Origin of the sequence: uncultured Corynebacterium sp. (assembly GCF_945649885.1) — a bacterium.
Taxonomy (GTDB): Bacteria; Actinomycetota; Actinomycetes; order Mycobacteriales; family Mycobacteriaceae; genus Corynebacterium.
The window spans coordinates 1-17,881 of the sequence record NZ_CALZFS010000053.1; the positions used below are offsets into that span (position 1 = coordinate 1).

Here is a 17,881-nt window from a genome sequence, read left to right on the forward strand (position 1 = left end):
CTCGAAGCCAGGTCAGGAAGTCCAGGAGGTTATCTGCCGGGATTTCCACGGTGTGTTCCACCCGTTCCTGGGTGGGTTTCCCGGCGCGGCCGTCGATGCGTTCAGCGATGTGGAATTTCTTGTCCAATTCCAGGAGTCGGGAGTAGAAGCTGGCGCGCAGCAGGTCGTGGGGCCAGAGTTTGCGCATGGTGGGGTTCTGGGCGCCGACATCGCGGGAGTTCCAGAACCAGTCGGTGTCCCAACGCCAGATGTAGTCCCGGATGTTTAAGCGATCTTCGGCGACCCCGGCGGGGTGGCGGATGGATTGGTAGTAGGTGTCGTCGTGGGTGTAATCACTGACGTCACCGGGTTCGGCGGTCTGGAAGCCTAGGACAAGATAGGACTCTGTGGCGGAGAAGACCACTCCGTCCAGGTAATCAATTTTTTGGCCTTCGTGAGTACCGCTGGCAGAAACATCAGTCAATACACGCACCATCTCACCCAGGTCATGAAAACGGAGGTGGCGGAGTTCCACATAGTCCAGCACTGGTTCCAGCTCGATCTTCACGCGTACCGCATATCCCAAGGTGCCATAGGAGTTGGGGAAGGCTCGGAAAAGCTCAGCATTTTCTGTGGGTGAGCAGGTCAGTACTTCTCCGGCGCCGGTGAGGATATCCATTTCCAGGACGGAGGCCTGGGGCAGTCCGTTGCGGAAGCTGGAGGATTCTGCCGCTGATCCCGCGATCGCACCACCCACGGTGATGGTTTTCAGTGAGGGAACCACCATGGGTGCCAGGCCGAAGGTCAAGGTGGCATCCACCAGGTCTTCATAGGTACACATGCCTTGGACATCGGCGGTGGCTCCCTGGCGGTCAATGGCGATCACCCCATCGAGTCTTTCTGGTTCCAGCAGTACCAGATCGTCCTCTGGGGCAGAGCCCTCCCCGGGAGCGGTGTCTTCTGTTCTCATCCGGAGCAGGTTGCTGGTTTTCTTATCCAGCCGCACGCGGTGACCTTCTGCCACGTTGTCCAGGCTGAACATCAATAGTTCCACGGCTTCGTGGTGTGCTTTCCAGCCGGTGGGTTTGATCGACTGTTGGTCCACCCCACGGCCGATCGGCAGGCTGTTGGTCAGGCGGGCCAGCGTCTTGATAACAACGTTTTCTGGTTCTGTTCCTGCGCTCATCAAAATCCTCCTGGGAAACCCCCGGTATCAGCCGTGGGGAGGTAAAGGAGGCTAAGCGCCTCGCTGGTTTTCAACATACTTCTTGACGGTGTCGAATGTCTCCCCTCCAACGGTGGCAACGAAGTAGCTGTTCGTCCACAAGGTCGGGAGGCGGGATTTGAGTGAGGGGAACTCCTGTCGCAGAAGGCGTGAGGACCTTGCCTTGATCTGCTTAACCAGGCGGTGAATGCCGTACTGCGGGTCACATTCCACGAGAGGGTGGACCTGGTCGGGCATGGTCTTAAGTTCGATGATGTCGCAATCGTGTTCAGCGCAGACCTGACCAATGACTTCCTTGAGGCGGACAGATACGTCGCCCTGGATGACAGGGCGACGCTACTTCGGACACCAGACAACCTGGTAGGTGCATTGGTAGATGACGTTGTTGTTCGAGCGGACTTCAACCATCACCCCACTATATTGCGACGGGCTACATGGTGTCTGATGCGGAGACGATGTGCTACACCTACAGACTTCGCCCAGAGGTGATGGCTGAGCGTGCACTCCTGGCAGAATGGGGTCGGTGTCGGTGGCTATGGAACGAGGCTGTACTCCAGTCTTGCACTAGGCAAAAGTCCCCACGGAAGATGTGGCGCACAAGGCTGTGGACTCGGCGATTTCTACGGTCAAGAACACGTTGATTGAGTATGCCGAGCGGGCCGGAGGGATGGTGGTGATGGTGATCTGGCCCGCCGGCACAACAATGACATGCAGCAAATATTTTGTGAGAAACAAACGGCTGATGCTGGATGAAAGAACTTTTGTGTGTTCCTGCTGTGGATATGTTTCCGGCAGGGACCGCAATGGCGCCAGGATGAGTCAGTGCGGTCTGAGATTGAAATCCGCTGCCTCAGGCGAAGGGAACCGTTAAATACAGCCAGAGCACTCAGTACATGGGTAGAAGAGCAGATTCTCTGGAAAGTTCACTCCCCTGCGGCAGTAGTTGGAGCACACTCCACGGCACCTCATACACATCGGATACCCCCAGGGCGGACATCGTGTCACCGTCGACCACGGGGTGCATCAGGCCGGTATCGCTGAGCAGGTAGTAGCCGAAACCACTGTCTGTGCCTACGGCACCGTCATTTAATTCCATGTGGAATTCCACGGCACTGGCGTCACCGGAGAGGGCAACACCAGGGTCCAGGGAATCCAGCACCATCACACCTCCCTGGCCATCAGCACACACAAATTTATCCTGCATGTCCACCCAGTCCACCAGGGTTGCCGGCAGGGTCAGGTCCAGGGATGAGGTGTCGGGGTAGCCGCCGAGCGCTGGCCGGATCTCCTGGGTGGTGTGGGCACCGGCGTCGATGAGCATGCCGTGTTGCAGGGCGGTGATCGGTTGTACCGCCTCACCCACACGAATCCAGATGCGTGATCCTGCCTGCACTACTTCCGGCAGAGGTTCGGGGAAGGTCACCGCAGGGTTTTCCGGGATGGTGTTGAGCAGGTCCGGGCCCAGGTGTAGAACCGGGGTGTCATCGGTGATCCCCAGGTGCCTGCGCACAATGCGTCCCTCCGGGGTGTCTGGCCCAGGCAGCCCTGCCCGCCCCGATGCTGTGATCAGATGCCACTTCAATTCGCCAGAGCTGCTTTGCGACGCCCCCACCATTGCCTCCCCCTCCGCCAGGTGTGGGGGTTGCGCGTCCAGGACCGCCACGTGCATGGCACCGGTGTCCTCGTTGTGGCACCCCAACCATGCGGCTTCCCCGTTGATGGGGCCAGGGTTGATGAGGGAGGGAGCGTTGGCGATCCCGACGGGTACCCCACGCGTGGTGGCGCTGATGATCACGTCGCTTGCAGCCACCGGTTCTGCTGCCTCACCCAGAATCAGGCGGGCGGAGGCCAGGTTGCTCACGGGGTGCACGGCGTCGTCGATACGCACATAGAGTGCTCCGGATTCCGCCTGGATAAGCGCGGCATCGCCGGGGTCGATGGCGGGGCGGAACATCGCCAGTGCCAGTGATCCGATGGCGATGAGCACGCATGCCACCGCGCCGAAAGTCAGGGCCCGTCTGCGGCGACTCAACGGATCGTGGATCATGCGCACATCACCCAGGACCAATCCGTGTTCAATGCGGCGCACCAGGAATTTATGCCCGGATACCTGCGCACTGGTGGTGGGCATCAAAATGCCATTGGCCACGTGAACCCCCTCCCCCTGATTCCCCTGAAAAGATCAACCGCCCCTTGACCTTAATGCAGGTCAGGGGCGGTTGTCGCGTGGCTGTGAGATTGTCCTCAGGCCGGGAACCTTATAGGTGTTTGAGCAGTCTAACCCTCTGTCGCGGTAGTTTCCAGCGTGTCAATACCGGAAGTCCAGGTGTTCTGGCTCAGCACATTCTCCGTGGAGATCAACTGCGGATCAGGAGCAAAGGGGATGGACCCCGGTCCCCTGGAGTTCTCCTCGGTGGGACGGTGATAATAAGGTTCATCCCAGTCCTCGGTAGTTTCTGCGATACCCAGTTCACCACGGGTGGCAACCGGTGGCAGTGGCTGCGGGGAGTTACCCGATGCACGCATCTGCTCCAGTTCCTCATCAGTGAACATCTGGTTCACCGCGAAGATGGTGACATTATCCAGCTGGTACACCGGTGTGACACCCGGGGTGGTCCAGAGCTCATCGTAGATGCGGAAGTTGGGATCCTGGAATTCCCAGAATGGCCACGGGGAGGCCATGAAGAATCCCACGTTAAGATCCTCGGCGGCTTCATCCACCTCATTGAACTGCAGTGGGTTTCCGTTATTGCCCACGCCCAGCAACTGTGGCCACCAGAAGAGCATGGCGGTGGCAGAACCCTCGCCGGCAGCAGGCCAGGCGTAGTGGCGTGACACTGAGTTCAGACCGTTATAGGCATACATCCAGCCATGACCATCAGCTGGATCACCCATCACGCGCATCTCGCGGCCCCCGGGTTGCTGGATCAACCAGTCCCAGGCGGCACGGTCGGCATCATTGACCATGCGGTCATCATGTGGGGAGAGGATGCTGAACTCGGAGCCTTCCTCCACCATGTCGGTGGCCCAGGCCTGCAGCGGTACCGCGATCACGAGTGCCAGCACCACGGAGACCACACCAGAGACTCCAGTGAATTTCTTCACCGGGCCCAGGCATACCAGTCGGATCACCGCGGCCAGACCCACACCGGCGGCAGCAAAGGTGAACAATGCCACCGGCATGATCAGGCGGTGCCCGGTGGAATAGTGCAGACCACCGATGATGCCCAGCCACTCACCAAAGGGTGCCTCAAAAGGTTTGAGGGAGTTCACCGTCAGCGCGAGGCTGGCCAGGTAGAACAGTGGTGCCCACAGGTTGATACGCCACAGCAGCACCACCACACCACCGATGGCGGCGAAAACCAGGAGCCAGGTGATGTCGAGGTCACCGAAGTCCGCTGTGTGGCGGGTCTCCATGAATACGGCCTGCAGCCAGGATTCCGTGCGGGTGACATCCACCTCCGCGGAATAGGACATGACGTCCTCGGTCTGTTCCGCACCGGAAAGCACCTGTGGTAGAACCAGCAGAACTCCGATGATCCCGGTGACCGCCAGGATGCCCACATCACGCAGACGCACCAGCAGGCCACGGCCAAAGGTTTCAGACTTCAGGCTCGGCTTCCACAGCAGTGCCAGCAGCCACCACAGGATCAGTGCCATGACCACGATGGTCACTGCGGAGGGGTGCAGCTGGAACATGCCGATGAAGGCGATCATCGCTGCCAGCATGCGCACGGGTACCGCCGGGGTGGACATGTACAGTGCCAGCACCACACCGGAGGCACCGATGGCGGCCACATAAGGCCAGGCGCCCACATAGTTACCAATCCAGAACAGCACGGGGGAGGCGGTGATGGCCAGGCCGGCAAAGCCTGCACCCAGCTGGGCAGTCAGGCCCCGGTTGTTCACCAGACGCCAGGCGATCAACGCCACCGCCAACGGCAACAGCAGGCCGGACAGCACGATGCCGGTCAGGTTGGTTGCTTCATTGGGGGTGATATTGGCCAGGTCAGAGACCAGGTAGGCACCAGCGTGCCAGGCACTGGGATAGAAGAGTTCCTGCTGGGTTTCAATATTGCGCAGCTCACCCATCCGGGTTGAGGAGGCAATGCCGGTATCGGCGATGAAACGCACCGTGGAAGCATGCCAGTGCACATCCCAGCCCTGATAAATGTCATTCAGGCCGTGCCGTGTGCTCAACAGCAGGTCCAGGGCACGGTCGATGAGCAACCATGCCCCCGCACTCACACCGGCTGCCGGCAGCAACCACCGGTGATCGAGCAGTCCGCCCTGTCGGAGATACCCCAGGGGGCCACGCCACCAGGCAGGCTGCACGCCAGTGTCTTCCTCCGGTACTTCCTCCTCAGAGTCTGCTGCTGCCAGAGCTTGTCGACGCCCCTGTCGACGCTTTCCCACCACCGCCGCGGTGACAAAGCCCAGGCGCCAGATCAAAGCCAACACCGTCGCAATGGCCGTGGAGACGGCGACGGAGCGGACGTCGAAACGCACGTCCAGCATGCCGAGCACCCAGGCGGCCACACCATAGATGCCAAAAGACACCGGGATGGACGCTGCTGCAGCCCACGGCACCTTGAGTCCGGATACCCATGAGACGAGCAAACCTGGAACGGTAAAGACGAGCACCGCAATCCATACTGTCGTCAGCATCGGGACGGATTCACCACTTTCTTGTTATTCAACACGCAATGAGTTTAACGCTGATCATTCTCAGCCGGGTCTAAGGCTCGCGGGTATCTGCTCTACTAATGCAGGCTCTCACGCACAGCACGGGTTTCTGTCGCACGCGCCAGCAACTGATCATCAGCTGGATATTCCACACCCACCAGGCTCAATCCCTTAGCCGGGGCGACAGGGACATCAGGACTGCGCTCCGTGGCACCGAGCAGGTTCTCGGTGAAGTCCGGGGCGCGACGGCCCTCCCCGACCGCCATGCAGGACCCCACCAGGGAGCGCACCATGGACCAGCAGAAGGCATCAGCCACCACATGTGCCTCATAGAGCTGTGGCTCATTGTCAGTGGAGACATCATGCCAGGTGAATTCCTGTAATTCACGCACCGTGGTGGCATTGGGTTTGGCCTTGCAGAAAGCCACAAAGTCATGGAGGCCGATCAGGGTGTCCGCAGCGGTCTGCATGGCGCCCAGGTCCACCGGCTTGGGCCACAGTGCGGTGTCCCTGGTTCTGGTGGGCAAGGGGCCCGCGGGGTGCGTGGTGATCCGGTAGACATAGTGCCTGCGCAATGCGGAGAAACGTGCATCAAAACCTGCAGGTGCGAAGGTCACCCCATGGACACGGATATCCGCCGGCAGCAACCGGGCGAGCCTGCGCACCAATTTGGCCGGATCACCGTCAATGGAGCGCTGTTCCAAAGCTTCCGGGTTGATATCAAAGTGGGCCACCTGGCCGGCGGCATGAACACCGGCGTCAGTGCGGCCTGCAACAGTTAATTCCACAGGTTCCCGCAGCACCATGGTGAGATTATCCTCCAGTACCTTCTGCACGGTGCGGAGATCACTGGTGCCCTGCTTTGCCCAGCCGTGGAAATCCGTGCCGTCATAGTCCAGATCAAGTCTGATACGCACGCTCGGGCTGGTTACTGTCACAGTTCTCCACTGCCTTTCAAAAGGGGTTTTCTGTCATCTTATTAGCCTTGGGTCCCAGGCATGAAAAAACACCCCGCACCTTGGGTGCGGGGTGAATTCATGAGGGAAAGAATCAGGAGAGAATTACTTCTCTTCTTCCTTCTTCTCCTCAGCTGGAGCCTCTTCAGCAGGAGCTTCCTCAGCTACCTCTTCAGCGGCGGTCTCTTCGACCTGTGCTTCTTCGGCAGCCTGCTTGGAAGCAGCAGCGCGTGCAGCGCGGCCAGCTTCTGCGGAGACAGTCTCCTCCAGAACGAGGGAGATCTGGGACATAGGAGCGTTGTCGCCCTTACGGTTCTCCAGCTTGATGATGCGGGTGTAGCCACCATCGCGGTTCTCGAACTTGGGTGCAAGCTCAGAGAACAGGTGCGCGACAACATCCTTGTTCGGGATCAGTGCAGCAACGTTGCGACGATCGGCAACGGAACCGGACTTAGCCTTGGTGATCAGCTTCTCAGCGTATGGACGCAGAGCCTTCGCCTTGGCGTCGGTGGTCTTGATTGCACCGTGCTCGAACAGTGAAGCGGCCAGGTTAGAAAGAATCTTCTTCTGGTGGCTTGCGGAACCGCCGAGACGTGTGCCCTTTTTAGGGGTAGGCATTGTGTACTCCTCGTGTACGTATATTTAGCGCGGCCCGGGAATTGGGCCTAGTGCGACTTACTCGGAATCTTCCGGTGCAACGTCGATGTATCCACCAGTCTCGGCGTCGTAGCCTTCAAGGGTGGATGGGTCGAAGTCTTCAGGAGCATCCTTCAGGGTCAGACCCAGGCTGGCCAGCTTGATCTTGACCTCATTGATCGACTTCTGTCCGAAGTTGCGGATATCCAGCAGGTCGGACTCAGCGCGCTCTGCGAGTTCACCCACGGTGTGGATGTCTTCGCGCTTGAGGCAGTTGTAGGAACGGACGGAGAAGTCCAGATCCTCGATCGGCATGCTGTAGGCGGCGATGTACTCGGTCTCCTGTGGGGAGGGTCCGATCTCGATGCCTTCAGCTGCGGTGTTCAGCTCGCGTGCGAGACCGAACAGTTCAACCAGGGTCTTGCCTGCCGACGCCAGGGCGTCACGTGCGGAGATGGAGTTCTTGGTCTCAACGTCGATGATCAGCTTGTCAAAGTCGGTGCGCTGCTCAACACGAGTAGCTTCCACCTTGTAGCTGACCTTCAGGACCGGGGAGTAGATCTGGTCGACCGGGATGCGGCCGATGTCTCCACCCGTGGCGGTCATGGTTGCGGGGACGTAGCCACGTCCACGCTCGACGATGAACTCGATTTCCAGCTTTGCAGTCTCGTTCAGTGTTGCAAGGTGCAGATCCGGGTTGTGGATCTCCACACCTGCTGGAGGCTGGATGTCACCTGCAGTGACATTTCCTGGGCCTTCCTTGGTGAGGTGCATGACAACCGGCTCATCAGAGTCGGAGGACAGAACCAGTCCCTTGATGTTGAGGATGATGTCAGAGACATCTTCCTTAATACCGTTGATGGTGGTGAACTCGTGGAGAACACCATCGATCTTCACGCTGGTGACTGCAGCACCCGGGATGGATGACAGCAGGGTACGGCGGAGGGAGTTACCGAGGGTGTAGCCGAAGCCCGGCTCCAGTGGCTCAATGATGAACTTGGAACGTGAGGAATCGATGAATTCCTCGGTAAGTGTTGGTCGCTGTGAAATGAGCATTGAACTCTCCTTGGGTGACGTCCGCTATTTGACGCCGGTAGACGGAAAGGATGATGAAAGTCGAAAGATTCCTGTGCACCCGGGGCAACCGGGTAAGCAGAATTACTTCGAGTAAAGCTCGACGATGAGCTGTTCCTGCAGAGGAACGTCAATCTGCGCGCGCTCGGGCAGCTGGTGCACGAGGATACGCAGGGTTTCAGGAACAACCTGCAGCCAAGCTGGGACGATGGCGTCGACAAGGTTGTCCTGCGCCTCTTCGAACCAGTTCATCTTCTGTGACTTCTGACGAACATCAACGATGTCGTACTGAGAAACGCGGAAGGATGGGACGTCGACTGCCTTGCCGTTGACCGTGAAGTGGCCGTGGGAGACGAGCTGACGTGCCTGACGACGGGTGCGTGCAAGTCCTGCGCGGTAGACAACGCTGTCGAGACGTGACTCGAGCAGAACGACCAGGTTTTCACCGGTCTTGCCTGCGCGACGGTTAGCCTCTGCGTAGTAACGACGGAACTGCTTTTCCATGACGCCGTAGATGAAACGAGCCTTCTGCTTCTCCTGGAGCTGCAGCAGGTACTCAGATTCCTTGATACGAGCGCGGCCTGCCTGTCCCGGAGGGTACGGGCGACGCTCGAATGCCATATCTCCGCCGATGAGATCGACGCGAAGGCGACGGGATTTACGGGTTGCTGGGCCGGTATAACGAGCCATTATTTATCCTCTTCCTTCCCTATTAAACGCGACGACGCTTCGGCGGACGGCAGCCGTTGTGCGGCTGTGGAGTCACGTCGGAGATCGAGCTGACCTCGAGGCCGGCGGCCTGGAGGGAGCGGATGGCGGTCTCGCGTCCGGAACCCGGACCCTTAACGAAAACGTCAACCTTCTTCATGCCGTGATCCATTGCCTTGCGAGCAGCGTTCTCAGCGGCCATCTGAGCAGCGAACGGAGTGGACTTACGTGAGCCCTTGAATCCGACGTGTCCAGAGGAAGCCCAGGAGATAACTGCACCGTTAGCGTCGGTGATCGACACGATGGTGTTGTTAAAGGTGGACTTGATGTAGGCGTGGCCCTGGGCCACATTCTTTTTTACAACGCGACGGCCTGTACGGCGCGCGCTAGTGCGTGCTTTAGGAGGCATTCTTACTTCTTCTTTCCGGCGATCGTCTTCTTAGGGCCCTTACGCGTACGCGCATTGGTCTTGGTGCGCTGACCGCGGACAGGAAGACCGCGACGGTGGCGGAGTCCCTGGTAGCAACCGATTTCGATCTTGCGACGAATGTCACCCTGAACCTCGCGGCGGAGGTCTCCCTCGACCTTCCAGGTGGCTTCAATTACGTCACGAAGGGAAGCGATCTGCTCGTCCGTGAGGTTGTCGGTACGCAGGTCAGGAGAGACGCCGGTCTCTTCAAGAAGCTGCTTGGCTCGGGCTGGGCCGATGCCGTAGATGTAGGTGAGAGCGACTTCCATGCGCTTGTTGCGCGGGAGGTCAACACCAGCTAGACGTGCCATATGGCATAACCTTTCCGGTTGTTGCGATGGTTTTCTCCGTATTCGTCCCCACCAAACAACGCTTTCCCCGGACGGAAACCGGGATGTGGGCTGTGATTCGTGGGGCTCCAGCCATCGATACCTGGAGGTGTGTCAGCGCAGGAGGATGTCCCCCCTGCGCCCTGACATACGGAGGCGAAAGTTTACTTGTAGCGGTAAACGATGCGACCGCGAGTCAGATCGTAGGGCGACAGCTCTACAACGACGCGGTCCTCGGGAAGGATACGGATGTAGTGCTGGCGCATCTTTCCACTGATGTGGGCGAGAACCTTGTGTCCATTGTCGAGCTCGACACGGAACATTGCATTTGGCAGAGGTTCGACAATGCGACCCTCAACCTCAATAGCGCCTTCCTTAGCCATATCCTCCACATTCCCGGGGGCATGACTTCTACGTCTGCTCCCCTAAGTTTTTCCACTGCAAATTGCGATGCTTGTGCGAGTGCACATACACCGTCGACTAAGGTTACACGGTTTATGTCTAAATACCAAACACCTCATGAAGAGACAACGTCGACCCCACTGAATAGGTCAGTTTCGGCGCTTAGCAGCGATAGGTTCACTTCTAATTGTGAATCTTTTATCCCTGCCTCACTCCTACCCCGGCATGCAAAAGGAGCCGCAGACAAGATGTCTGAGGCTCCTTGAAAGTGCCCGAAATTAGTAGATGTAGACCATGTCGCCGATGCCGACATTGTTGAAGTAGTGGATGGCGTCCTGCTGGTTCAGTCGCACACAACCTGCTGAGGTGGTGGCGACATTCCCCTGGTGGAAAGCATGGCCGTTGTAGGTGAAGTACATCGCGTACGGCATCGGCGCATTACCGAACTCGTAGGAGATCTCATCCTTGACCTTGCGGTTGATGTAGAAGGTGCCGCGTGGGGTCTCCTGGCCGACGCCGCCGGAGGAGACTGGAACTGCACCGTAGACAACCTGTCCGTTTTCCTGGAGCCAGGTGCGGCCGCCATCGATGTCCACACAGACGTCTGCGGAAGCGGGGCAGGAACCACGGTTGAAGCGGGCTGCTTCCTCACGTGCCGCGGCTTCTGCTGCGGCACGCTGGGCAGCTGCTGCTTCGGCTTCAGCCTGTGCACGACGTGCTGCATCATCGGCTGCGGTTTTCTCCTGGATCAACCCGGGGAAGGCAGTGTTGATGGCGCCGTCCACAGCGTTCTGAACGGGAAGTGCTGCCGGGCCCAGGGTGGAGATCTGACTCTGGATATTGTTTCGGGTCACCCAGGCGCCTTCGCGGGCGTCAGAGGTGGCGGACGCGACAACATCATTGATGCCGGAGCTACCAGCTGTAAAGTCCTGCGCGGACGCGGTTGCAGGAGCTCCGATCAGTGCTGCTGAGGCAGTCAGTGCTGTGATGAGGGCCGCCACTCCACGCCGGGCGGTGGAGATGGTACGGGTACGGAATGTCTTCTGCATGGATATCAGTATATAAGCCGTTAAGAAATTACTGCTTCTTTAGCTGAATGTTTCTCAGCCTTATACACCCGATTTCCCAGCAGTGGTGATTGCAATCCTTTGCGTGAGCAGGCAAGTATCACACCCGCCGCGGTGCCCGTGCTTATCGACGCGGGGTCAGGATGCGGGGGCCACCCGCGGTTGCCGCCACGGTGTGCTCCCAGTGCGCAGCATAAGAGCCATCAAGGGTGACCACGGTCCAGTCATCTTCCAGGACTGCCGAATCCACAGTGCCCAGGGTGAGCATCGGCTCGATCGCCAGGACGGAGCCTTCCTGGATACGCGGACCACGGTTGGGCTTGCCTTCGTTGGCCAGGTACGGATCCTCGTGCATGGTGCGGCCGATGCCGTGTCCGCCGTAGCCGTCGACGATGCCGAGCTGAACATCGAACTTCTGCTCTGCCTTGCGGGTGGCTACCTCCAGTGCGTGGGAGACATCGGTGAGGCGATTGCCCGGAACCATGGCTTTGAGGCCTTCCATCAGGACCCACTCGGTGGCTTCGTTGAGGGCGATGACATCATCATCCAGCTCACCGACACCGAAGGACCATGCCGAGTCGCCCACCCAGCCGTCGAAGGTTGCTCCGCAGTCCACGGACACCAGGTCGCCTTCTTCCAGGACGACGTCCTTGGAGGGGATGCCGTGGACGATGACCTCATTGACCGAGGCACAGATGGAGCCTGGGAAGCCCTGGTATCCCAGGAAGGTCGGGATGGCACCGGCATCACGGATCACGGCTTCAGCGATCTCGTTGAGATCAAGGGTGGTCATGCCTGGGCGGACCTCGGCCTTGACGGCCTGCAGTGCGCGTCCGACGATTTCACCAGCGGCCTGCATTGCGTCGAGCTCGCCTGGGGTCTTGGCTGGGATGACGCGCTTCTTTGTACGGAAACCCATGTGCGGGGTCCTCCTTAATAGAAATAACAACAATGACGAAAAATTCACATGGCCGGTATCACGCGCAGTGCGCAGGATACCGGCCATGAAGGTTTCTCCGACTTCCGCTGTCACTGTTCTTCAGCAACGAGAAAGGGAAAACCTGAAGTATGCGAGCTTAAGGGTGGAGAACTACTTACCGAGAGCCTCGAGGGTGCGGGCGCTGATGTCCTCAACGGTGCCCTCTGCCTCAATGTTGATGATCTTGTCACCGTAGTGGTTGATCAGTGGAGCAGTCTCATCGCGGTACACACCGAGACGGGTACGGATGGTCTCCTCATTGTCATCGGCGCGACCGCGGGAGAGCATGCGCTCAACAACGACGTCCTCGGACACCTGGTAGTTGACCACACCATCAAGCTTCTGGCCGGCCTCATCAAGGAGGTTGGCCAGGATGTCGGCCTGCTCCACGGTGCGCGGGAAGCCATCCAGCAAGAAGCCTTCTGCTGCATCGGACTCGGCCAGGCGGGAGGCCACCATGCGTGCGGTCACATCGGTGGGGACCAGCTTGCCGGCGTCGATGTACTGCTTTGCCTCGATGCCGAGTGGGGTGCCCTCGCCGATGTTGGCGCGGAACAGATCACCGGTGGAGATGTGTGGGATGCCAAGCTTCTCAGAGAGAATGACAGCCTGGGTGCCCTTGCCGGCACCGGGAGGTCCAAGGAGTACGAGTCGCATTATTTCAGAAGTCCTTCGTAGTTGCTTTGCAGGAGCTGGCTCTCGATCTGCTTGACGGTGGTCAGAGCAACAGACACGAGAATCAGAATTGCGGTACCACCGAATGGGGTGGCACCAGCCGAACCGGCGTCAACGCCTAGGTCCAGCATAATGTTCGGCAGTACGGCGATGAGAGCCAGGTACAGGGAACCGATGAAGAGAAGACGGTTCATGACGAAGCCGAGGTACTGCGCGGTAGGGCGTCCCGGGCGGATACCAGGGATGAAACCACCATACTTCTTCATATTTTCCGCCTGGTCGTTCGGGTCATACTGAACGGAGACATAGAAGTAGGAGAAGAAGATCGTGAGCGCGAAGTACATCACGATGTACTGCCAGGAGGATGGGGTCTGCAGATGCGCGATGACGTTACGCTGCCACCAGTTGTCCGAGACCTCGAGTGAACCGGAGTTCACGATCTGGGTGATCAGGACCGGCATGTAGATCAGTGAGGACGCGAAGATCACCGGGATGACGCCAGCCTGGTTGACCTTCAGCGGCAGGTAGGTGGAGGAACCACCGTATTGACGGCGACCCACCATCCGCTTTGCGTACTGGACCGGGATGCGACGCTGGCCCTGCTCGACGAACACGACACCGATGACCAGGATCAGCACGGATGCCAGAACAACAGCGAAGACCACGCCACCGGAGTTGCCGAGGATGTTCATGCCATCGGTGGGCAGGCGTGTGGCGATACCGGCGAAGATGAGCAGGGACATGCCGTTTCCGACACCCTTCTCAGTGATCAGCTCGCCCAGCCACATCACCAGAACAGCACCAGCTGTCATGGTGAGCACCAGGATGATCAGATCGAAGAAGGTGCGGTCAGCGTCGAGAACACTGATGCCCGCGCCCAGCAGCTGCTCGCGGTCCGCCAGTGCGACGATGCCCGAAGACTGCAGCAGAGCCAGGCCCACCGTGAGGTACCTGGTGTACTGCATCATCTTGGACTGGCCGGACTGGCCCTCCTTCTTCAACTGCTCGAAGTGTGGGATCACCACCGTCAGCAGCTGCACGATGATCGACGCTGTAATGTACGGCATGATGCCGATGGCAAAGACGGACAGCTGCAGCAGCGCACCACCGGAGAACAGGTTAATCAGTGAATAGACACTTGACTGATCCTGGGTAAGGTCGCGTAAGCGTCCGCTGATCGATGCATAATCAACTCCCGGCGACGGGATCTGAGCACCGATGCGGTACAAAATGATCATTGCAATAGTGAAGAAGATCTTCTTGCGCAGATCGGCGTCCTTGAATGCCTGGATAATGGCGGACACGTATCCTCCTGGGTCCCGCAAACCCCAGAGGCCCACCCTTGGAAAGAGGGGGCCAATGCGTGGCGGGATGATGTGTTACTGATCCTGGCCCAATTGCTAATTGGACATGATTGACTTGTTCACCCTACCAGCCCACCATTGATTCCTGCATCTTAACCCAAAGAATGTTAGACGTGTCATAGCACCTTCAGGGTTAGTGCTACACACTTGTCGCCGGTGGGGCAACATCTTCAAGGCCCCTCTCAGCGCACACTTGTTCGCTGATTTCATCTCTGAGGATCCCTCAGGCACTTCAGATCTGCCTACGCCTCCCCTTTTATGCTGAGAACCCCAGAAATAACAATAAGGCCCTCACATCCCGGGGAAATTAATCCTTGGGATGTGAGAGCCTTAGAGCACTAAAGCTTCAGTGTTCTTATGCGTTGGTGACGGAGCCGCCAGCGGCTTCGATCTTTTCCTTCGCAGAACCGGAGAACTTGTGTGCGGTGACGTTCAGCTTGACGCTGATGTCGCCATTGCCAAGAACCTTGACCAGTTCGTTCTTGCGAACGAGTCCGGCAGCCACGATGTCAGCAACAGCAATGTCGCCGCCCTGTGGGAATGCCTCTGCGAGGTCTGCAACGTTAACTACCTGGTAGTCAACCTTGTTCGGGTTCTTGAAGCCCTTGAGCTTCGGCAGGCGCATCTGCAGTGGCATCTGGCCACCTTCGAATGCTGCCGAAACCTGCTTGCGGGCCTTGGTGCCCTTGGTGCCGCGACCAGCGGTCTTACCCTTGGACGCTTCGCCTCGACCAACGCGGGTCTTAGCCTTGTTTGCACCCTTTGCAGGGCGCAGATCGTGGAGCTTGATTGGATCGCTCATTTGTTACCTACTCCCCCGCCACTTCTTCGACGACGATCAGGTGACGTACTGCCTGGACCATGCCGCGTACCTGTGGGGTATCGGGGCAGATCACGGTGTGGCGAATACGCTTCAGACCGAGGGAACGAAGATTGTCGCGATGCTTTGGCTTGGTGCCAGCGGTACCCCTGACCTGGGTAATCTTCAGCGCCATTTCTTAGGCCTCCTGACCTGCGCGAGCGCGCAGAATACGAGCCGGAGCCACCTCTTCGATGGTCTTGCCACGACGGGCAGCGACCTCTTCAGGGCGGACCAGCTGCTTCAGGCCATCCACGGTTGCGTGGACGACGTTGATAGCGTTGTCAGAACCCAGGGACTTGGAGAGGATGTCCTGGATACCAGCGCACTCAAGAACTGGACGTGCTGCGCCACCGGCGATAACGCCGGTACCTGGTGCAGCTGGCTTCAGCATGACAATGCCTGCTGCAGCTTCGCCCTGAACTGGGTGGGTGATGGTGCCACGAACCATTGGGACTCGGAAGAAGTTCTTGCGAGCTTCTTCAGCACCCTTCTGGATTGCGGCTGGGACTTCCTTGGCCTTGCCGTAACCGACACCGACCATTCCCTGGCCGTCTCCGACGATCACGAGAGCGGTGAAGCTGAAGCGACGACCACCCTTGACGACCTTGGAAACGCGGTTGATGGTGACTACACGCTCGATGTACTGTGAGCGCTCGTCCTGCTGCTGATTGCGACGGTCATCGCGGCGGCCTCCGCCACGACGCTCGTTGCGATCATTCGACTTGTTCTCGTCGGCGGATCGACCGCCGTCACGCCGTTCACGTCCCGGCATTACGCAATCCTTCCGTTGAAGTTCTTAGAAAAGGTCATCATTAGAATTCCAGACCACCTTCACGAGCGGCGTCAGCAAGAGCTGCGACGCGGCCGTGGTACTTGTAACCGGCACGGTCGAAGACGACCTTATCGATGCCAGCTGCCTTGGCGCGCTCGGCGATCAGCTGACCGACCTTTGCACCCTTGGCCTTCTTGTCTCCCTCGACTGCACGAACTTCTGCTTCCAGGGAGGAAGCAGCAACCAGGGTGTGACCGGCGAGATCGTCGATCACCTGGACGTGCATGTGGCGAGAAGAGCGGTGGACGACCAGACGAGGAGCCTCAGGGGTTCCACGCAGGGTCTTGCGAATGCGGAAGTGGCGGCGGGCACGGGCCACGCGACGACGAGTCGCGATGTCCTGACCGACGGAAACGCGCTTCTGCTTGTTTTCAGTATTGCTCATTGCTTACTTACCCGTCTTTCCGACCTTGCGGCGGATCTGCTCACCCTCGTAGCGGATGCCCTTACCCTTGTATGGGTCATCCTTGCGCAGGCGGCGGATCACTGCTGCAACCTGTCCAACCTTCTGCTTGTCGATACCAGTGATCGAGAGCTTGGTGTTTCCATCCACAGCGAAGGTGATGCCTTCGCCAGCTTCGATCAGAACTGGGTGTGAGTAGCCGAGGGAGAACTCGAGGTCCTTGCCCTTCAGTGCTACACGGTAACCGACACCGAAGATTTCCATCTTGATGGTGTAACCAGCGGTAACGCCAACAACCAGGTTATTAACCAGGGAGCGGGAGAGACCGTGCATGGAACGGCTGTTGCGGTGGTCATCCGGACGAGCAACGAGGATCTCGTTGTCTTCGACAGAAGCGGTGATCGGCTCTGGCAGGGTGACGTTCAGGGAACCCTTAGGGCCCTTTACCTCAACCAGCGGTCCGTCGATCTTAACCTCTACACCGGATGGGATGGCGATTGGAGACTTACCAATACGTGACATAGTTTAGTCAATCCTCCCTTACCAGACGTAGGCGAGAACTTCTCCGCCTACGCCCTTCTCGGTAGCCTGACGGTCAGTCAGGAGGCCATGGGACGTGGAGATGATAGCCACGCCCAGGCCGCCCAGAACCTGTGGCAGGTTGGTGGACTTTGCGTACACGCGCAGACCTGGCTTGGAGACACGGCTCAGACCAGCGATGGAGCGAACGCGTGTGTTGCTGTACTTCAGCTCGAGGGTCAGGGTCTTGCCGACCTTGACGTCCTCGACAGTGTAGCTAGCGATGTAGCCTTCCTGCTTCAAGATCTCAGCGATGTTCGCCTTGAGCTTGGAGGATGGCATGGAGACGGTGTCGTGGTGCGCATTGTTAGCGTTGCGCACGCGTGACAGCATATCCGCGATGGGATCAGTCATGGTCATAGAAAGTGACCTGATGCCTTTCTCGTTGGGGTTCCCTTACCCACCCAAAGTGTTGACCGTGTGTTTTCTGGCAACTTAACGCTCACCGACTCAATAGCCGGCTTGCTCGCCACCATTTTCCATACGGACCACCAGTAACGGCGGGGGGCCTACAACAAAGTAGGTTGTTTACGTTTACATGAACTCTAAAGGCACAGATCCTCTATTGAGTTTTTGTGGCTTGAAGTCCAAACGGACAGAGTACACGAGATTAACCTGATAACACAAGCGGTTTAAGAAACACATTTCAGGGGTGC

21 protein-coding genes and 1 pseudogene are annotated in these 17,881 nt (G+C 58.6%); 1 reads left to right on the forward strand and 21 read right to left on the reverse strand.

Features of this window, described 5'->3' with window-relative positions; all coding sequences use genetic code 11:
• Both Q0M74_RS07340 and tnpA read right to left on the reverse strand, forming a co-directional pair.
• Positions 1-1,165: FAD-binding oxidoreductase (locus Q0M74_RS07340; protein WP_293952960.1), on the reverse strand; the 1,165-nt coding region annotated here is incomplete at its 3' end.
• Between the two features lie 51 nt (positions 1,166-1,216).
• Positions 1,217-1,615, reverse strand: a pseudogene (tnpA, locus tag Q0M74_RS07345) (IS200/IS605 family transposase).
• A gap of 193 nt (positions 1,616-1,808) precedes the next feature.
• Between tnpA and Q0M74_RS13895 the strand changes: the two are divergent.
• A complete protein-coding gene (locus Q0M74_RS13895) occupies positions 1,809-2,075 on the forward strand; it encodes a zinc ribbon domain-containing protein (protein ID WP_366088000.1) in 267 nt (88 codons plus the stop codon).
• Positions 2,076-2,090: 15 nt separating this feature from the next.
• On the opposite strand, the gene eccB is transcribed toward Q0M74_RS13895, so the two are convergent.
• The 19 genes from eccB to rpsH form a co-directional block, all read right to left on the reverse strand.
• Positions 2,091-3,353 carry a type VII secretion protein EccB gene (gene eccB / locus Q0M74_RS07350; protein ID WP_293952962.1) on the reverse strand — a complete coding sequence of 421 codons (1,263 nt, stop codon included), beginning with the start codon at positions 3,351-3,353 and terminating at the stop codon, positions 2,091-2,093.
• A gap of 128 nt (positions 3,354-3,481) precedes the next feature.
• Positions 3,482-5,872, reverse strand: coding sequence for a DUF6541 family protein (locus Q0M74_RS07355; protein ID WP_293952964.1), 2,391 nt, complete (start codon positions 5,870-5,872; stop codon positions 3,482-3,484).
• A gap of 95 nt (positions 5,873-5,967) precedes the next feature.
• On the reverse strand, positions 5,968-6,807 hold the full coding sequence (gene truA, locus Q0M74_RS07360) for a tRNA pseudouridine(38-40) synthase TruA (protein ID WP_366088003.1): 840 nt from the start codon (positions 6,805-6,807) through the stop codon (positions 5,968-5,970).
• Between the two features lie 144 nt (positions 6,808-6,951).
• The gene (rplQ, locus tag Q0M74_RS07365) at positions 6,952-7,464 is read right to left on the reverse strand and encodes a 50S ribosomal protein L17 (protein ID WP_293952968.1); all 513 of its coding nucleotides are present in this window, start codon (positions 7,462-7,464) and stop codon (positions 6,952-6,954) included.
• 57 nt (positions 7,465-7,521) lie between these two features.
• Positions 7,522-8,538: a DNA-directed RNA polymerase subunit alpha gene (locus Q0M74_RS07370; RefSeq protein WP_293952970.1), complete on the reverse strand. Its 1,017-nt coding sequence runs from the start codon at positions 8,536-8,538 to the stop codon at positions 7,522-7,524.
• Between the two features lie 102 nt (positions 8,539-8,640).
• Positions 8,641-9,246 carry a 30S ribosomal protein S4 gene (gene rpsD, locus Q0M74_RS07375; RefSeq protein ID WP_293952973.1) on the reverse strand — a complete coding sequence of 202 codons (606 nt, stop codon included), beginning with the start codon at positions 9,244-9,246 and terminating at the stop codon, positions 8,641-8,643.
• Positions 9,247-9,268: 22 nt separating this feature from the next.
• Entirely contained in the window at positions 9,269-9,673 is a 405-nt protein-coding gene (rpsK, locus tag Q0M74_RS07380; RefSeq protein WP_293952975.1) for a 30S ribosomal protein S11, read from the reverse strand.
• A gap of 2 nt (positions 9,674-9,675) precedes the next feature.
• Complete coding sequence (gene rpsM / locus Q0M74_RS07385) at positions 9,676-10,044, reverse strand: 30S ribosomal protein S13 (protein WP_293952977.1); 369 nt, start codon at positions 10,042-10,044, stop codon at positions 9,676-9,678.
• Positions 10,045-10,226: 182 nt separating this feature from the next.
• Positions 10,227-10,445, reverse strand: a complete 219-nt coding sequence (infA, locus tag Q0M74_RS07390; RefSeq protein ID WP_003854422.1) for a translation initiation factor IF-1 — start codon at positions 10,443-10,445, stop codon at positions 10,227-10,229.
• Between the two features lie 297 nt (positions 10,446-10,742).
• On the reverse strand, positions 10,743-11,513 hold the full coding sequence (locus Q0M74_RS07395) for a L,D-transpeptidase (RefSeq protein ID WP_293952978.1): 771 nt from the start codon (positions 11,511-11,513) through the stop codon (positions 10,743-10,745).
• Between the two features lie 142 nt (positions 11,514-11,655).
• Positions 11,656-12,450 carry a type I methionyl aminopeptidase gene (gene map / locus Q0M74_RS07400; RefSeq protein ID WP_293952980.1) on the reverse strand — a complete coding sequence of 265 codons (795 nt, stop codon included), beginning with the start codon at positions 12,448-12,450 and terminating at the stop codon, positions 11,656-11,658.
• Positions 12,451-12,621: 171 nt separating this feature from the next.
• The gene (locus Q0M74_RS07405; RefSeq protein WP_293952981.1) at positions 12,622-13,167 is read right to left on the reverse strand and encodes an adenylate kinase; all 546 of its coding nucleotides are present in this window, start codon (positions 13,165-13,167) and stop codon (positions 12,622-12,624) included.
• Complete coding sequence (gene secY, locus Q0M74_RS07410) at positions 13,167-14,489, reverse strand: preprotein translocase subunit SecY (protein ID WP_293952982.1); 1,323 nt, start codon at positions 14,487-14,489, stop codon at positions 13,167-13,169. Before secY ends, Q0M74_RS07405 begins: the two co-directional genes overlap by 1 nt.
• A 415-nt stretch (positions 14,490-14,904) precedes the next feature.
• Entirely contained in the window at positions 14,905-15,351 is a 447-nt protein-coding gene (gene rplO / locus Q0M74_RS07415) for a 50S ribosomal protein L15 (RefSeq protein ID WP_293952984.1), read from the reverse strand.
• A gap of 7 nt (positions 15,352-15,358) precedes the next feature.
• Complete coding sequence (rpmD, locus tag Q0M74_RS07420) at positions 15,359-15,544, reverse strand: 50S ribosomal protein L30 (protein WP_293952986.1); 186 nt, start codon at positions 15,542-15,544, stop codon at positions 15,359-15,361.
• A 3-nt stretch (positions 15,545-15,547) separates the two neighbouring features.
• Entirely contained in the window at positions 15,548-16,183 is a 636-nt protein-coding gene (gene rpsE, locus Q0M74_RS07425) for a 30S ribosomal protein S5 (RefSeq protein WP_293952988.1), read from the reverse strand.
• 40 nt (positions 16,184-16,223) lie between these two features.
• A complete protein-coding gene (gene rplR, locus Q0M74_RS07430) occupies positions 16,224-16,628 on the reverse strand; it encodes a 50S ribosomal protein L18 (RefSeq protein WP_293952990.1) in 405 nt (134 codons plus the stop codon).
• A 3-nt stretch (positions 16,629-16,631) separates the two neighbouring features.
• Positions 16,632-17,168 carry a 50S ribosomal protein L6 gene (gene rplF, locus Q0M74_RS07435; protein WP_293952992.1) on the reverse strand — a complete coding sequence of 179 codons (537 nt, stop codon included), beginning with the start codon at positions 17,166-17,168 and terminating at the stop codon, positions 16,632-16,634.
• A gap of 18 nt (positions 17,169-17,186) precedes the next feature.
• On the reverse strand, positions 17,187-17,585 hold the full coding sequence (gene rpsH, locus Q0M74_RS07440; protein WP_293952994.1) for a 30S ribosomal protein S8: 399 nt from the start codon (positions 17,583-17,585) through the stop codon (positions 17,187-17,189).
• Positions 17,586-17,881: the final 296 nt, after the last annotated feature.

Coding starts and splice junctions, on each gene's coding strand:
- Q0M74_RS07355 (WP_293952964.1), bottom strand. CDS start 5,872: ATGCTGACGACAGTATGGATTGCGGTGCTCGTCTTTACCGTTCCAGGT.
- rplQ (WP_293952968.1), bottom strand. CDS start 7,464: ATGCCTACCCCTAAAAAGGGCACACGTCTCGGCGGTTCCGCAAGCCAC.
- Q0M74_RS07370 (WP_293952970.1), bottom strand. CDS start 8,538: ATGCTCATTTCACAGCGACCAACACTTACCGAGGAATTCATCGATTCC.
- rpsD (WP_293952973.1), bottom strand. CDS start 9,246: ATGGCTCGTTATACCGGCCCAGCAACCCGTAAATCCCGTCGCCTTCGC.
- rpsK (WP_293952975.1), bottom strand. CDS start 9,673: ATGCCTCCTAAAGCACGCACTAGCGCGCGCCGTACAGGCCGTCGCGTT.
- rpsM (WP_293952977.1), bottom strand. CDS start 10,044: ATGGCACGTCTAGCTGGTGTTGACCTCCCGCGCAACAAGCGCATGGAA.
- infA (WP_003854422.1), bottom strand. CDS start 10,445: ATGGCTAAGGAAGGCGCTATTGAGGTTGAGGGTCGCATTGTCGAACCT.
- Q0M74_RS07395 (WP_293952978.1), bottom strand. CDS start 11,513: ATGCAGAAGACATTCCGTACCCGTACCATCTCCACCGCCCGGCGTGGA.
- map (WP_293952980.1), bottom strand. CDS start 12,450: ATGGGTTTCCGTACAAAGAAGCGCGTCATCCCAGCCAAGACCCCAGGC.
- Q0M74_RS07405 (WP_293952981.1), bottom strand. CDS start 13,167: ATGCGACTCGTACTCCTTGGACCTCCCGGTGCCGGCAAGGGCACCCAG.
- rplO (WP_293952984.1), bottom strand. CDS start 15,351: ATGAGCGATCCAATCAAGCTCCACGATCTGCGCCCTGCAAAGGGTGCA.
- rpmD (WP_293952986.1), bottom strand. CDS start 15,544: ATGGCGCTGAAGATTACCCAGGTCAGGGGTACCGCTGGCACCAAGCCA.
- rpsE (WP_293952988.1), bottom strand. CDS start 16,183: ATGCCGGGACGTGAACGGCGTGACGGCGGTCGATCCGCCGACGAGAAC.
- rplR (WP_293952990.1), bottom strand. CDS start 16,628: ATGAGCAATACTGAAAACAAGCAGAAGCGCGTTTCCGTCGGTCAGGAC.
- rplF (WP_293952992.1), bottom strand. CDS start 17,168: ATGTCACGTATTGGTAAGTCTCCAATCGCCATCCCATCCGGTGTAGAG.
- rpsH (WP_293952994.1), bottom strand. CDS start 17,585: ATGACCATGACTGATCCCATCGCGGATATGCTGTCACGCGTGCGCAAC.